The 15,614-nt window shown below is 34.2% G+C and carries 11 protein-coding genes; 3 read left to right on the forward strand and 8 right to left on the reverse strand.

From position 1 onward, the window contains the following. The first annotated feature begins 2 nt into the window (after positions 1 to 2). Positions 3 to 1,763, forward strand: coding sequence for an ABC transporter ATP-binding protein (locus ACFO7M_RS06175; RefSeq protein WP_379711923.1), 1,761 nt, complete (start codon positions 3 to 5; stop codon positions 1,761 to 1,763). Between the two features lie 67 nt (positions 1,764 to 1,830). Further along, positions 1,831 to 2,208, forward strand: a complete 378-nt coding sequence (locus tag ACFO7M_RS06180; RefSeq protein ID WP_379711921.1) for a PUR family DNA/RNA-binding protein — start codon at positions 1,831 to 1,833, stop codon at positions 2,206 to 2,208. A 56-nt stretch (positions 2,209 to 2,264) separates the two neighbouring features. Here the strand turns inward: ACFO7M_RS06180 and ACFO7M_RS06185 are convergent, their stop codons facing one another. The 5 genes from ACFO7M_RS06185 to gyrB form a co-directional block, all read right to left on the reverse strand. Beyond that, positions 2,265 to 2,609 carry a tRNA-binding protein gene (locus tag ACFO7M_RS06185; RefSeq protein WP_379711919.1) on the reverse strand — a complete coding sequence of 115 codons (345 nt, stop codon included), beginning with the start codon at positions 2,607 to 2,609 and terminating at the stop codon, positions 2,265 to 2,267. Between the two features lie 63 nt (positions 2,610 to 2,672). Then, the gene (gene secDF / locus ACFO7M_RS06190) at positions 2,673 to 5,639 is read right to left on the reverse strand and encodes a protein translocase subunit SecDF (RefSeq protein WP_379734629.1); all 2,967 of its coding nucleotides are present in this window, start codon (positions 5,637 to 5,639) and stop codon (positions 2,673 to 2,675) included. A gap of 192 nt (positions 5,640 to 5,831) precedes the next feature. Next, entirely contained in the window at positions 5,832 to 6,767 is a 936-nt protein-coding gene (gene mdh / locus ACFO7M_RS06195) for a malate dehydrogenase (RefSeq protein ID WP_379711915.1), read from the reverse strand. Positions 6,768 to 6,835: 68 nt separating this feature from the next. Continuing rightward, positions 6,836 to 7,228: a hypothetical protein gene (locus tag ACFO7M_RS06200; RefSeq protein WP_379711913.1), complete on the reverse strand. Its 393-nt coding sequence runs from the start codon at positions 7,226 to 7,228 to the stop codon at positions 6,836 to 6,838. 27 nt (positions 7,229 to 7,255) lie between these two features. Then, positions 7,256 to 9,196, reverse strand: a complete 1,941-nt coding sequence (gene gyrB, locus ACFO7M_RS06205) for a DNA topoisomerase (ATP-hydrolyzing) subunit B (protein WP_379711911.1) — start codon at positions 9,194 to 9,196, stop codon at positions 7,256 to 7,258. Between the two features lie 638 nt (positions 9,197 to 9,834). Here gyrB and ACFO7M_RS06210 point away from each other — a divergent pair. Then, positions 9,835 to 10,377: a hypothetical protein gene (locus ACFO7M_RS06210; protein ID WP_379734631.1), complete on the forward strand. Its 543-nt coding sequence runs from the start codon at positions 9,835 to 9,837 to the stop codon at positions 10,375 to 10,377. A 116-nt stretch (positions 10,378 to 10,493) separates the two neighbouring features. Here the strand turns inward: ACFO7M_RS06210 and asnB are convergent, their stop codons facing one another. The 3 genes from asnB to ACFO7M_RS06225 form a co-directional block, all read right to left on the reverse strand. Continuing rightward, positions 10,494 to 12,176, reverse strand: a complete 1,683-nt coding sequence (gene asnB, locus ACFO7M_RS06215; protein ID WP_379734633.1) for an asparagine synthase B — start codon at positions 12,174 to 12,176, stop codon at positions 10,494 to 10,496. A gap of 230 nt (positions 12,177 to 12,406) precedes the next feature. Beyond that, positions 12,407 to 13,939, reverse strand: a complete 1,533-nt coding sequence (locus tag ACFO7M_RS06220) for a hypothetical protein (RefSeq protein ID WP_379734635.1) — start codon at positions 13,937 to 13,939, stop codon at positions 12,407 to 12,409. Between the two features lie 52 nt (positions 13,940 to 13,991). After that, positions 13,992 to 15,614 (reverse strand): amidohydrolase, encoded by a 1,623-nt coding sequence (locus ACFO7M_RS06225; protein WP_379734637.1) that lies wholly within the window; start codon positions 15,612 to 15,614, stop codon positions 13,992 to 13,994.

Below are 15,614 nucleotides of genomic sequence, written 5' to 3' on the forward strand. Positions count from 1 at the left end.
AAATGAAAGAACTTCGATATTTAAACCCCTATTTTCTAAAATACAAATATCACTTTTTTGGAGGCATCATTGCAACCATAGTTGCACAAATTTTCTCACTTGTTTCTCCGAAATTAATCAGTGATTCTATTGCTTCTCTCGAAGACTTTGTGAAAAACGACAAAAGCAACACACAAGCAGTCAAAGACTTACTGATTGAAAACATCATTTGGATGGCTTTAGCTGTAATTGCATCGGGAATTTTAACTTTTATCATGCGTCAAACCCTAATCGTAATGTCTCGACATATCGAATTTGACCTAAAAAATGTAGTTTTCAAACAGTATGAAGTTTTAACCCAGAATTTTTACAAAAAAAACCGTACTGGCGATTTAATGAATCGCATTAGTGAAGATGTAGGTAGAGTTAGAATGTATGTTGGTCCGGCAGTAATGTACACTATTAATACCATTATCCGTTTTACCGTAGTAATTCTTTATATGGTAAAAGTATCCCCAAAACTCACCCTACTAACCTTACTTCCCTTACCTATTCTAGCGTATTTCATTTTCAAACTCAGTACTGAAATCAACAAACGAAGCTTAACCTTCCAAAAAAATCTTTCCACTCTTTCCAGTTTCACACAAGAATTCTTCTCAGGAATCAGAGTGGTAAAATCATACAGTATTGAAAATTTCAAGCAATCGGAATTTGAAAAACTTTCCAACGAAAGCAATCAAAAAAGTCTAGAATTAGCCAAAGTTCAAGCCTTTTTCGGTCCATTGATGTTATTACTGATAGGAATAAGCAATTTATTAGTGATTGCAATGGGCGGTTTTATGTACAGTAACGGAAGTATTGACAAAATTGCTGTTATTGCAGAATTTATCATTTACATCAATATGCTGGTTTGGCCTGTAACATCCATAGGCTGGGTTTCTTCCCTAGTACAAGAAGCCGAAGCATCTCAAAAAAGACTGAATGAATTTTTAAGTATTCAACCCGAAATTACGAACGAAAACCAGGCACCGATGTCTATTTCCGGACACCTCACTTTTAAAAATGTTTCTCTTACTTATGAAGATACCAATATAAAAGCGTTAGACAATGTTAGTTTTGAAGTAAAAAAAGGAGAAACACTTGCGGTTATCGGAAGAACAGGCTCTGGAAAATCTACCCTACTCTCTTTAATTGGACGATTGTACGATCCTACCGAAGGACAAATTGAATTGGACGGCATAGACTTAAGAAAAGTGAACTTAAAAGCCTTACGCAATAGTACCGGAACCGTTCCTCAGGATGCATTTTTATTCTCGGAAACCATAAAAAACAACATCATGTTTGGCAAAGATGATGCCAGTGACGACGAAGTACTACAAGCTGCAAAATATGCTGCAGTTCATGAAAACATCATTGCATTTAAAGATGGATACGATACCATTTTAGGCGAAAGAGGAATCACATTATCTGGAGGTCAGAAACAACGTGTATCTATTGCACGCGCTTTGATAAAAAAACCTGAAATATTATTACTAGATGATTGTCTATCAGCTGTTGACACCGAGACAGAAGAAGAAATCTTAAACAATTTAGAAGTAGTTTGCAAAGGAAAAACCACAATTATTGTCAGTCATAGAGTTTCATCTGCAAAAAATGCTGATAAAATAATCATATTAGAAGATGGAAAAATCATCCAACAAGGCACTCATAATCAATTAGTAAACCAAGAAGGTTACTACAAAGAGTTATATTTGAAACAAATTGCTGAAAAAGAATTGCAATAAATTGTTGTTTTGTACTATTTTTTTTTTCAAATTTGGAAAAATAAACAACCCAATTATTATTGATAGAATGAATAGGAACGAAAATGACATGTTAGAAAAAGAAGAAATTTTTTCTAAAGTACTAAGAGCTGGTAGAAGAACATATTTTTTTGATGTACGTTCAACAAAAGCCGATGATTATTATATCACAATAACAGAAAGTAAAAAATTCACGGAAGAAGACGGATCTTTTCATTTCAAAAAGCACAAAATTTATTTGTACAAAGAAGATTTTGCCGCTTTTAGAGACATCTTAGATGAAATGACTGATTTTGTTTTAAGCCAAAAAGGTGAAGAAGTAATTTCAGAAAGACATCAAAAGGATTTCAAAAAAGAATACTTATCCGAAAGAGATCAAGACGAACCAAGAAATAACTTTACTGATATCGATTTCGACGATATTTAATAAATCATTACTTCTTAAAAAACAAAAAGCCCAAATTTACATTTCGGGCTTTTTGTTTAGCCAATTCTAAGGCCATTCTCTACTTTAATATCGCTTGTAAGCAACACAATATCATTTTCTGGAGCTACCGAACCCAAAACTAAACATTCGCTTCTAAAAGGCCCAATTTGCTTTATTGGAAAATTGACTACAGCTATAATCTGCTTTCCTTCTAAATCAACTTTAGCATAACGTTTGGTAATTTGTGCCGAAGATTTCAGAATACCCAATTCGGAACCAAAATCAATCGTAAGCTGATAGGCTGGTTTACGAGCTTCAGGAAAATCGTTCACTTCTATAATAGTCCCAACCCGCATTTCTACCTTTTCAAAATCATCCCAAGTAATAAAGTGTTGCTGCATAAAAAAAAATCATAAAAAAAGTCCCGATCACTCGGGACTTTAAATATATTTAAAAACTTCTGATTATTTATTCAATTCAGCGTGTCTATTTTCAATTTCTTCTTTATCTTTTTTAGATAAAGTATCCACTAATACCGGAGTAGCAATGAATAATGACGAGTATGTACCTACAATAATACCTACTAACATTGCGAAGATAAATCCTCTGATAGATTCACCACCGAAAATAAACATGATTGCCAATACTAAAATCATTGTTAATGATGTATTGATTGTTCTTGACAAAGTAGTATTAATTGAATCGTTTACGATATGATTGAAATCACCTTTTGTTTTACCAGCGATAAATTCACGAATTCTATCGAATACAATTACAGTATCGTTCATAGAGTAACCAATTACCGTCAAAATAGCAGCAATGAAATGCTGATCCATTTCCATATGGAAAGGCATGATTTTGTACAATAAAGAGTATAAACCTAATACAAAAATAACGTCGTGAGCAACAGCAGCCAAAGCTCCTAAAGAGTATCCTAACTTACGGAAAGACACCACTAAATAAAGCGCAACAACTAACATCGCACCAATAACTGCCCAGAACGAGTTTGTTTTGATATCATTAGAGATAGCAGCACCAACTTTTGATCCCGATAATAATCCTACAGTTTTACCTTCGTATAAAGTAATGAATTTCTCATAAGACATTCCTGGGAAATGCTTAGACAAACCTTTGTATAACATTTTGTTTACTTCTTCATCTACAGCAACACCTTCAGCCTCAATTTTATATTTAGTAGTAATTCTTAACTGATCTGAGTTACCAAATACTTTAGCCTCAGTTGGCACACCATAAATAGCAGATAATTCTTCTGAAACCACAGACGGTTCAACCGGTTGTTCAAATTTAACTTGGAAAGTTCTACCTCCAACAAAATCAACACCTTCATCTAATCCGTTTACGAAGAAGATCGAAATTAAACTCACAACAGTTACAGTCAATGAGAAACCATAAGAGAATTTTTTGATTTTTAAGAAATCAAAATTGTATCCTGTAAACCAGTTTTTCGACCAACTGTTCGCGAACGCTAAATTCACTCCATTAGAAACTGCTCTATCCAATAACATTCTTGTGATGAAAATTGAAGTAAATAATGAAGTAGCAATACCGATCAATAAAGTCGTAGCGAAACCTTTGATTGGTCCTGTTCCGAACATATATAAAATAGCTCCTGTCAATACGTGAGTAACGTTTGCATCAATAATTGAACGCATAGCACCTGTCCAAGAGAACGATTTTTTCACTGCTTCAGCTAAACTTAAACCGTGACGCAATTCTTCTTTCGCTCTTTCATAGATAATAATATTCGCATCTACAGCAGTACCTAATGTTAATACGATACCTGCAATACCTGGCAACGTTAATACAGCATTCAAACTTGCTAAGATTCCGAACAAGAACAATAAGTTCACAAGAAGTGCCAAGTTAGCATACCAACCAGCTCTTCCATAATAAACAATCATCCATAATGATACCAATAACAATCCAACCAAAGCTGAAGTTGTACCATTATCAATTGCTTTTTGTCCTAATGACGGACCTACTACCTCTGATTGAACGATTTCTGCAGCAGCAGGTAATTTACCAGCACGCAATACATTCGCTAAATCCTTTGCTTCTTCCACTGTAAACGTTCCAGAAATTTCAGAACGACCACCAGCAATTGCTCCATTAGAAACACCAGGTGCAGAATACACCACATTATCTAAAACAATAGCAATATTACTTTGTTGTGTATAAGCTCTACCTGTTAATTCTTCCCAGATTCTAGCTCCAGCACCATCCATTTGCATAGAAACCGATGGTTTACCCATTTGGTCGAATGATTCTTTAGCATCCACTAAAACACTTCCACTCATCGGAGGAGTATTTGTTCTATTTCCTTTTAAAGCATACATTTCAACAGCAACTGCGTCATCATCTTTCGCTTTACCATATACGAATTTAACATCAGCTAAATTTGAAGGCAATAATGCTTTGATATCTTGTCTTTTCAAATAGGCATTAACTGCAACAGTATCTTTAATCGCAACCATACCCAAAATTGGTCCTGAGTTTGGAGAAGGGATTAATTTATTAAATAATGGATCATTTCCTTTTGCAGCACTAGCTGAATCTTTTGCTGCTTTGTTAACTAATAAAGCCTCAACATCATCTTTTGCTTTTTCAGTAGTAGCAACTGGCGCTTTTTCCGTTTTCTTCAAAGCTTCATTAACCGTCATTAAGTAGTTACCTACTTCTTCTACTTTATACGTTTCCCAGAACTCTAACTGAGCTGTAGAAGATAATAATTTTTTAGCACGATCCACATCTTTTGCTCCTGGTAATTCCACCAAGATACGACCTGTGTTTCCTAATTTTACGATATTTGGTTGTGTTACACCAAATTTATCAATACGCTTGCGTAATACACCAAAAGCACTTTCAACAGACTCATCCACTTTTTTGCTGATAACCGCTTTCACTTTGCTGTCAGACACATTGAAATTGATTTCATCTGCTAAATTTTTGTTACCAAAAACATCTGGAGAAGACAATTTTGTGTTAGTTCCCGCCGAAGCCGCGTCAAAAGCATCAAAGAAAGCATCCAAATACGATTGGTTACCTCTTTGGTTTCTCTTAGCATCCGCTAAAGCTTTATTGAAAACTGGGTTAACTGAATTATTAGCCAAACCTTTCAATACATCTTTAACAGAAATTTGAAGAGTAACATTGATCCCTCCTTCTAAGTCAAGACCTTTATTGATTTGTTTGTCGGCCACTTCATTGTAAGTGAAATCAGTAAACCCTAAGTTGAAAACTTTTTGTTTCCCGATTGAATCAAGATAGTCAATTTCTTTTTCCTGATTTCCATTTGCAAATGCTTTTGCATCACTTTTAACCTTATTGGCTACAAAAGTGAAAGTAAGCTGATAAATACTTACGATAGCAAATAAAATTGCAAAAAATTTAATAAGTCCTCTATTCTGCATTCTTTGTAAAAATTAATTAATTCTTTTATTTGGTTTTTGGTTAGTTCATCGAAATAAGGCGCAACGACAATGCCCCATTTTCGGAAAACGTGCAAATATATAATTCTGAAAGTGATTAACCAATTTATTTATCGATTAATATCAAAAAAAAGACTGCAAAAAAGCAGTCTTTTCGCATTTATTTTCAAAAGATTATCCTAAAACTGTTGCTAAGGCATCATTCATGCTTCGAACTGCATCCGCACTCTTCGCAAATAACGCTTTTTCAGCATCATTTAATTGAATATCGATAATTTCTTCAATTCCGTTTTTACCAATAATACACGGTACACCGATACAGATATCATTTTGACCGTATTCACCTTCCACAAAAACAGAACAAGCAATCATTTTCTTTTGGTCGTTCAAAATTGAATCCACAAGATAAGCCACAGAAGCTCCAGGAGCATACCATGCCGAAGTTCCTAATAATCCTGTTAAAGTTGCTCCACCAACCATAGTATCTGCAGCCACTTTATCCAATTGCTCTTGTGATAAAAATTGAGAAACAGGAATACCATTATACGACGCCAAACGAGTCAACGGAATCATGGTAGTATCACCGTGACCACCGATAACCATAGCAGAGATATCATTTGCTGGTTTATCCAATGCTAAAGACAGATACGTTCTGAAACGAGAACTATCTAAAGCACCACCCATTCCAATAATTCTATTTTTAGGCAATCCTAGTGATTTGTAAGCCAAATACGTCATAGTATCCATAGGATTTGATACAATTACAAAAATTGCATCTGGAGAATGCTGCAATAAATTTTCAGCAACCGATTTTACAATTCCGGCGTTAATACCGATTAATTCTTCACGTGTCATACCTGGTTTTCTAGGAATACCAGAAGTAATAACCACAACATTACTCCCTGCAGTTTTAGAATAATCATTCGTAACACCAGTCACTTTTGTATTAAAACCTGTATTCGTTGCACACTGCGTAATATCCAAAGCTTTACCTTCTGCAAAACCTTCTCTGATATCCAGCAAAACAATTTCGCTTGCAATTCCTCTATAAGCCATAACATCAGCACAAGTAGCACCAACATTTCCAGCTCCAACTATAGTAACTTTCATTTTTTGTATAATTTTTTGGTTGTTTTTATTATTGGTTTAAAATTCAATCAAAATAACTTCAACAGTGATTAATTTATTTTTTCGATAACAGCATCAGTAACAAAATCAGAAAAATTAGAGCTAAGCCTTACATGAACCATGGCATTCTCAACTTTTAAAATTTCAACCTTAACAACATCTGTTGGATTTCCTTCATATCCCAAGTCGCCTTGCAATACTCTTTTCGTTTTCAATTCATAATGACAATCATCGGTCCAAACCACATCATATTCAGCTTTAAAACCCAACTTATCATTTGTTTCAATCTGTTTATTTTTAGTTCTTTCAATTGTGGTTACCCCATATTCTCCAGAATCTATTTTAAAAGTACCGACATGCGCCAATTTACAATCATTACTCTGAGCTTTCAAACTTAATGAAAATACTAAAAGACAACATGCTACTAAAAAATTTTGTTTCATAAAACTTTACTCAATTGATCGAAGCAATTACGCGTCAATATTAGCATACACAGCATTTTTCTCGATGAATTCTCTACGAGGTGGTACTTCATCACCCATCAACATCGAGAATACTCGATCAGCTTCTGTCAAACTATCAATATTTACTTGACGTAAAGTTCTGTATTCAGGATTCAAGGTTGTTTCCCATAATTGCTCCGCATTCATCTCTCCAAGACCTTTATAACGTTGAATGTTGGCACCACCACCCATTCTTTCATTGGCCTGATCACGTTGCGTTTCATTCCAGCAGTATTCCTTTTTATTTCCTTTTTTCACTAAATACAAAGGAGGCGTTGCGATATACACGTGACCTTCTTCTATTAACTCTTTCATGAAACGGAAGAAGAAAGTTAAAATCAAAGTAGAAATATGACTACCGTCGATATCAGCATCACACATGATTACTACTTTATGATAACGTAACTTTTCAAGATTTAGAGCTTTACTATCATCTGCAGTTCCTATAGTCACACCTAAAGCCGTAAAAATATTTCGAATTTCTTCGTTTTCGAAAACTTTATGATGCATTGCTTTTTCCACATTCAAAATCTTACCACGTAATGGCAAAATAGCTTGGAATGCACGGTCACGACCTTGCTTAGCCGTTCCACCTGCCGAGTCTCCCTCGACAAGGAAAATTTCACATCTTTCCGGATCTTGTTCCGAACAATCGGATAACTTACCAGGCAATCCTCCGCCACCCATAACGGTTTTACGCTGTACCATTTCACGAGCTTTTTTCGCCGCGTGACGTGCTTGAGCCGCAAGAATTACCTTTTGAACGATAATTTTCGCATCGTTTGGATTTTCTTCCAAGTAATTTTCTAACATCTCAGCCACAGCTTGAGAAACCGGAGAAACTACCTCTCTATTACCTAATTTGGTTTTAGTTTGACCTTCGAACTGTGGCTCACCTACTTTTACCGAAATAATAGCAGTCAAACCTTCACGGAAGTCATCACCTGAAATTTCAAATTTCAATTTATCCAATAAACCCGAAGCATCAGCATACTTTTTCAACGTACGAGTTAATCCCATACGGAAACCTTGCAAATGCGTTCCTCCTTCGTGAGTATTAATATTATTTACATAAGAGAAAATGTTTTCGGAATAACTTTCATTATAGATTAAAGCTACTTCAACAGGAATTTCCCCTTTGTCATTTTCCATAGAGATTACGTGACCAATAATAGGCACACGGTTTCCATCCAAAAACTTAACAAACTCTTTCAAACCTTCTTTAGAATGAAAAGTTTCTGCTCTAACTACACCTTTATCATCCACATCACGTTTGTCTGTCAATGTAATTGTAATTCCTTTATTAAGGAAAGACAATTCACGCATACGTGCTGCTAAGGTATCGTAAGAATACTCTAAAGTTTGCTGAAAAATAGTTCCGTCCGGTTTAAAAGTAACCGTTGTTCCTCTTTTATCAGTAGTCCCGATTTGCTTAACTGGATATAACGCTTTTCCTCTTTCGTACTCTTGCTCGTATACTTTACCATCTTTGAAAACGGTTGCACGTAAATGATCCGATAACGCATTCACACATGATACACCCACTCCGTGTAGACCACCGGATACTTTATAAGAATCTTTGTCGAATTTACCTCCAGCACCAATTTTAGTCATTACAACCTCAAGTGCGGAAACGCCTTCTTTTTTATGAATATCAACAGGAATACCACGACCGTTATCTTCAACCGTGATGGAATTGTCTTCGTTTATAGCTACATAAATAGTATCACAATGTCCGGCTAAAGCCTCATCGATAGAGTTATCTACCACCTCGTACACTAAATGATGTAAACCTCTAACACCCGTATCTCCAATATACATCGAAGGACGCATACGTACGTGCTCCATTCCTTCTAGCGCCTGAATACTGTCTGCGGAATAGTTATTCTTTTTTACTTCTTCGCTCATAATATCTTTTTCGAAATTAGTCCCGATACCTCGGAATTTTGTCAAACACGCAAATATAATGAAATACTATTTTTTATTGCGATAAAAAAGCGCAAAACACATTGAAGTTATTAACATGTGTTAATAAAGAGATAATCCCTTAAATCGATTAAAAAGCATCTTAAAATAGATTTTCAATCAAATTTCAAAAATGTTAAAATTGTGATTTTACAAAAGTGCGTTAAATCCATTTTAATAGATGAAAATAAAAAAGGTATTTGCATTAATTTTAAAAAAGTACATACAAATTTCCAGTTGTTTGACAAAAAAAAAGCCCAATCTAAAGAAATCATTTTACTAATAAACACTGTAAATTGTAAAGTATAGATTTTGAATATCTTTAAAAACATGGCTATTTTTGTTTTAATTCATTCAATAAAAAATAGCACCAAAAATTATCCTAAAAATTAACAAGAATCTAGAATTTTGACTTAACGTTTTATAATCTGTAACTTTTAGACATCTTCACAGATTTAAAAGGCTATACCGAATATAGTTTATAAGCAATTGCTATAATAGATTTTAAAAAAAATAATGCAGTAATTAAGTAAAAAATGTATTTAAAGATATTTTTTCTTATTTCAAAATAAACACTTAAGATGATTGAAAACAAAACAATTTCAGAAAAATATTCCAAAATTAACGACAGTGGCTTAATTAATCTATGGAAAGAAAACCACAAGCTAACCGATGAGGCTAGAGAAATACTTAAATCGGAATTAAAAAAAAGAAATCTGGAGTTTGAAGAAGATTTCATAAATGAATCCGAGGATAAAAAAACAGCTACGTACGAAGGTTTTGAAATTCTTCAAAATGAGTCAAATCATGACGAAAATATAAAAACCCATATCAAAGAATATGTAAAAAGTGATTATAGCAAGGAAGAAATTTATAAAAAAATTAAAGATGAGTATGATGTAGACGACGAATATATAGATAAACTTTATTCTTCATTAAAAAATAAATCCACTTTATACCTAGTATTTTCATTCTTGTTATTATTAACTTCAATATTCAGAATACATATACTATCAATTAGTGATTCTAATATTGAATGGCATCTTTTCTATCTTTTTGTCACTGGATTGAGTTCTATATTATTTTTCCTTCAAGGAATTGAAGTTAGAAAAAAATACAGATAAAACTACAATATAAATTGCAAAAAAAAACCTCAATAGTTTTTGGACTATTGAGGTTTTGATTTCCTATTCAACGTAATGTGAATTTATCTGGAAATCATTATTTACATATCAAACCATTATGCAATTGTTTCTTTTTCGTATGCTTCCTCATGAACATTAGCAACAGCTCTTCCTGAAGGATCATTTAGTTTTTTAAATGCTTCATCCCATTCCAAAGCAATTTTTGTACTACAAGCTACACTTGCTTCTTGCGGAACACATAATGCAGCCGTATCGCTCGGATAGTGTTCAGTAAAGATCGTACGATAATAATATTCTTCTTTATTCATTGGTGTTTGAATTGGGAATCTGAATTTTGCATTCGCTAATTGTTCATCCGATATTTCTTTATTCACCATTTCTTTCAACGTATCAATCCAGCTGTAACCCACACCGTCACTGAATTGTTCTTTTTGACGCCAAGCCACACTTGCCGGTAACATATCTTCAAATGCTTTACGCAAAACCCATTTTTCCATTCGTTCCCCATTGATCATTTTATCCTGAGGATTGATGCGCATAGCGACATCCATAAACTCCTTGTCTAAAAAAGGTACACGTCCTTCAATTCCCCAAGCGGCTAAACTTTTGTTTGCTCTTAAACAATCATACATATGGAGTTTACTCAATTTACGCACTGTTTCTTCATGAAATTCTTTTGCATTGGGTGCTTTGTGGAAATACAAATAACCACCGAACAACTCATCGGAACCTTCACCAGAGAGTACCATTTTGATTCCCATCGATTTGATAACACGTGCCATCAAATACATTGGTGTACTAGCGCGAACCGTAGTTACATCATAGGTTTCCAAGTTATAAATCACATCACGTATCGCATCCAATCCTTCTTGAATAGTGAATTTAATTTCATGATGAATCGTACCTAAATGATCAGCCACCTTTTGAGCTGCAGCCAAATCCGGCGAACCTTCTAACCCAACGGCAAACGAATGCAATTGCGGATACCAAGCTTCGGATTTATCATCAGTTTCGATACGACGACTAGCATACTTTTTAGCAATAGCTGAAGTAATTGATGAATCCAAGCCTCCAGAAAGCAAAACGCCATACGGCACATCACTCATCAATTGACGATGAACCGCAGCTTCAAGCGCTTCACGAATTACCTGAATACTGGTTTCATTTTCTTTAACCGCTTCAAAATCGGTCCACTCCCTCTCATACCATTTTACTAATTGTCCCTCTTTGCTATGCAGATAATGTCCAGGTGGAAACAATTCAATTTTTGAACAATATCCTTCCAAAGCTTTTAATTCGGAAGCTACATAAAATGTTCCGTGTTTATCCCAACCAATATAAAGTGGAATAATTCCCATGTGATCTCGTGCAATGAAATACTCATCCTTTTCAACATCATACAAAGCAAATCCAAAAATTCCATTCATTTCATCAACAAAAGTTGGACCTTTTTCTTGGTATAATGCCAAAATCACTTCACAGTCACTTTGCGTTTTAAAATCATATTTCCCTTCAAACTGTTTGCGCAATTCACGGTGATTGTATATTTCACCATTAGCAGCCAAAACCAAAGTCCCATCCGGACTAAACAAAGGTTGTTTTCCTGAAGCCGGATCAACAATAGCCAAGCGTTCATGCGCTAAAATAGCTTTGTCATTAGAAAAAATTCCACTCCAATCCGGTCCACGATGACGGATAATTTTAGCCATTTCTAGTACTTGAGGACGCAATGATTCAGTTTTTTGCTTTATATCGAAGGCACATACAATTCCACACATATTCTATTCTGTTTTATTATGATTATTTTATTTCTGAAACAAAATTGAGGTATTAAGTTTTATTTGTAAACCATAAAGTATTTTTTAATTATAAATTGAAACTACAAATCAAATAAACAAACCAAAGTATAACTAAAAAGGTTGGAATTTCCATTCAAAAGTTTGAGATTGTAATTTAAACAAAAAAACCGGCTAGATAACTAACCGGTTTTTCATTACTTTAACTGTATTTATTGAGAAGACAGTTTCGACAAAATATAATCAGGCATAGTTGCAACCGCCTTAGCTATTCTATCAGAATTTACTTTTTTCTCAGTATCATCTTGGAGATAACTGTTATAGTTCAGAAATAAATAGTACATCATTATTCTGTTATAACTATCCAATTCCTTGTCTTCAATATATTCCAGCATTCTTGCTTCCAAGGACTTCCTGTCTTTACTTTCACTTAACGCCCTCCCTATTCTTCCTATACTAGCGAAATAATGATTTTCAGCAGGATTATCAATTCTAAAAACGGTTCCCAATATCAAATCAGGCACATTAATGTCCAACACTTCCAATTCTTTAATGTAAGTGTTTCTAGCGCCATAGGCATAGCTTCCATCACTAACACGGTCAAATCTGTCATTCATGATATTCAAATGTGATTTTAAGAACACTTCCCACTTAGCCGTTTCTGCGGATAAAATAGCTATATTTTTTGCATGAATCCTTGGACTTTCATCCATACTGCATCCACCTATCACTCTTCTATTTCTTTTCAACTCCAAAGCCGCCTCTTTCGAGATATAAATCCCAACTATTTCTTCGAAACTATCATCTGATGAAACATTCTTAACTCCATCTTCATAGCCTTCTTTGAGCAAAATCATGAAATTTTTATCGGCATTTTTCAATGAGTCGATACGAGTAAGTCGTTTCGATTTCCAATCAATTATTTTTTCTCGAATTACTTCAAATTCTGCTTTAATTTGTTTTTTTAACTTATCTCTTTCAGCCTGTTCTTTCTTATTTCGTTTCTCACCCTTATTTTCATCATAACCATATAAAATCTCCATTTTTTTAACATCAAAGGAAGGTATCTTAAGTTGGTTACTTAAATAGTCATTGAACTTAGTTATTTTATTGGGAATTGTATCTCTATAACGAATACCCGAGTTTTTAGAATTTTCATAGAAAACACCAGAAGTGATATCAATAAGACATTCCGAATATTGAATTAATTTAGCGTATTTATCTGCAATTTTATTGGAACTAAAATTTTCGATAAAGAAAAAGGCTCTGATAGATTCTTCAGAATAACTCGTTTTTTTACTGTACTCATAAATCCATTTTCCCTTCAACTCTTTATTAAATGTTTCCAATTCCATATCAATAGAGTAATTATCAAATTTCCCCATTTCAAGGCTAACCACATTGATATATTTTCTTTTTGGATTGTTATAACCTTCATCAAGAAATGCGCAAACCGGAAGTTCATTGACCGTTTCTGCTTTTGGGTATTTTTTAATAAAATCAGCATATGAAATGCCCGAATCTAAATCTTTTTTAGCCTCATTAACGTTTACCTTTTCTAGTATAACATAGTTTACCACCGATTGTTTTACACTATAAAACGATTGCGGTTGGCAACTTTTGTATTTGAGTTCCAATGAATCGACACACTTTTTTAGTTTTTTGATAGTGAAATCGGAATAAATCAATCCGTTGTCATACATCTTAAATTCAGAATCCTGTGAAAATGATGTAAAACTCATCAAAAAAAGGCACCCTAATTTTAGCGTTTTGAACATAATAAAACCGTATAGTTAATTATTTAACGCGAATTCCTTTGATAAAAGTATTCACCGGTTTCACAAAAGGGATAGCATCGATGTCTTCGGTAATTAAATCATTATCAAAAATGATAAAATCGGCCCATTTACCCACTTCAATGCTTCCTTTTTCATTCTCTTCAAAATTAGAATAAGCTGCCCAAATCGTCATTCCTTTCAAGGCTTCTTCACGTGTTAATGCGTTTTCAGGCTGAAAACCTCCTTCTGGAAAATTCTTAAGATCTTTTCTCGCTACGGCTGCATAAAAAGTATACATTGGATTCACTTCTTCAATTGGAAAATCGGTTCCCAAGGCAATAATACCAGCTTTACTTAACATTTTTTTATAGGCATAGGAATTTTTAATACGTGCTGCACCTACCCTTTGTTCAGCCCAATACATATCTGAAGTGGCATGGGTTGGTTGTACTGATGGAATAATATTCAGGCTGAAAGCATCAAAATCCTTTTCCTGCATGATTTGTGCATGTTCTATTTTCCATCGACGATTGGGTTTGTCTTTTAAAACCTCTTTGTAAATAGACAATAAAACTGTATTGGTAGAATCACCAATGGCGTGCGAATTCATCTGATAATCAGAATCTGCAATTTGTTTTGCCATTTTTTTGATATCTTCAACCGAAGACAATAAAGCACCAAAATGATGTGGCTTATCTGAGTATTCCTTATGCAAGCAAGCTCCGCGTGAACCCAGCGCACCGTCACCCATAAATTTAAATGAACGTACATTTAATTTATCGGTTTGGTACACTCCCAATTGCGTATAAAAATCCACATTATCCGGTGTCGCTTTCACCATCGCATAGATATTTATATCCAATTCTTTATTTTGTTGTAAGGTATCGATCAAATCGATGATTTCTTTTTCCAATCCAGCTTCATTAATAGTGGTCAATCCGTAATCGAACATTATTTTTTGTGCCTCTTTCAATGCTTGAACCTGTGTTTCTCTTTTAGGTTTTGGAATCACAGCATTAATCATTTCCATTGGATTATCTACCAAAATTCCGGTTAATTCACCATTCTTTATTTCGATTTGCCCACCTTCAATTTTAGTATCTTTCGTAATTCCTGCCAGTTGTAAAGCTTTGCTATTAACCAACATTGCATGACCATCAATTCGCGTTAATGCCACCGGTGTGTCGGGAAATAATTGGTCCAATTCTTTTTTGGTTGGAAATTCTTTTACTTTCCAATCATTCTGATCCCATCCCCGACCTTGAATAAAATTGACATTCTTTTCTTTTTGGAAAGCCGTTACTTTATCCAAAACTTCCTGAAAACTTTGAGTTCCTTTAAGATTTACAGTTTGAAGGTTCATTCCAAAACTGTAAAAATGTGCGTGAGCATCATAAAAACCTGGATAAATGAATTGCCTCTCTGCATTGATTGTTTTGGCCGCTTTGTACCTTTTTATCAACTCATCGCTTTTACCTACAGCAATTATTTTTCCTGACTTGACAGCCATGGCTTCAGCAATTTCAAATTTTGAATTTACGGTATAAATCGTAGCATTCGTAATTAATAAGTCGGCGTTCGCTTTTTGTGCAAAAATGACTTGTGATAACAAAAACAAGCCTATTGAAAGTGTTTTTTTCAT

Source organism: Flavobacterium sp. GCM10023249, assembly GCF_042653365.1.
Lineage (GTDB): Bacteria > Bacteroidota > Bacteroidia > Flavobacteriales > Flavobacteriaceae > Flavobacterium.

What these genes read in the sequence shown, in the direction of transcription:
- ACFO7M_RS06225 (WP_379734637.1), bottom strand. Translation starts at nt 15,614, where the DNA reads ATGAAAAAAACACTTTCAATAGGCTTGTTTTTGTTATCACAAGTCATT.
- gyrB (WP_379711911.1), bottom strand. Translation starts at nt 9,196, where the DNA reads ATGAGCGAAGAAGTAAAAAAGAATAACTATTCCGCAGACAGTATTCAG.
- ACFO7M_RS06210 (WP_379734631.1), top strand. Translation starts at nt 9,835, where the DNA reads ATGATTGAAAACAAAACAATTTCAGAAAAATATTCCAAAATTAACGAC.
- mdh (WP_379711915.1), bottom strand. Translation starts at nt 6,767, where the DNA reads ATGAAAGTTACTATAGTTGGAGCTGGAAATGTTGGTGCTACTTGTGCT.
- ACFO7M_RS06180 (WP_379711921.1), top strand. Translation starts at nt 1,831, where the DNA reads ATGAATAGGAACGAAAATGACATGTTAGAAAAAGAAGAAATTTTTTCT.
- asnB (WP_379734633.1), bottom strand. Translation starts at nt 12,176, where the DNA reads ATGTGTGGAATTGTATGTGCCTTCGATATAAAGCAAAAAACTGAATCA.
- ACFO7M_RS06185 (WP_379711919.1), bottom strand. Translation starts at nt 2,609, where the DNA reads ATGCAGCAACACTTTATTACTTGGGATGATTTTGAAAAGGTAGAAATG.
- ACFO7M_RS06200 (WP_379711913.1), bottom strand. Translation starts at nt 7,228, where the DNA reads ATGAAACAAAATTTTTTAGTAGCATGTTGTCTTTTAGTATTTTCATTA.
- secDF (WP_379734629.1), bottom strand. Translation starts at nt 5,639, where the DNA reads ATGCAGAATAGAGGACTTATTAAATTTTTTGCAATTTTATTTGCTATC.
- ACFO7M_RS06175 (WP_379711923.1), top strand. Translation starts at nt 3, where the DNA reads ATGAAAGAACTTCGATATTTAAACCCCTATTTTCTAAAATACAAATAT.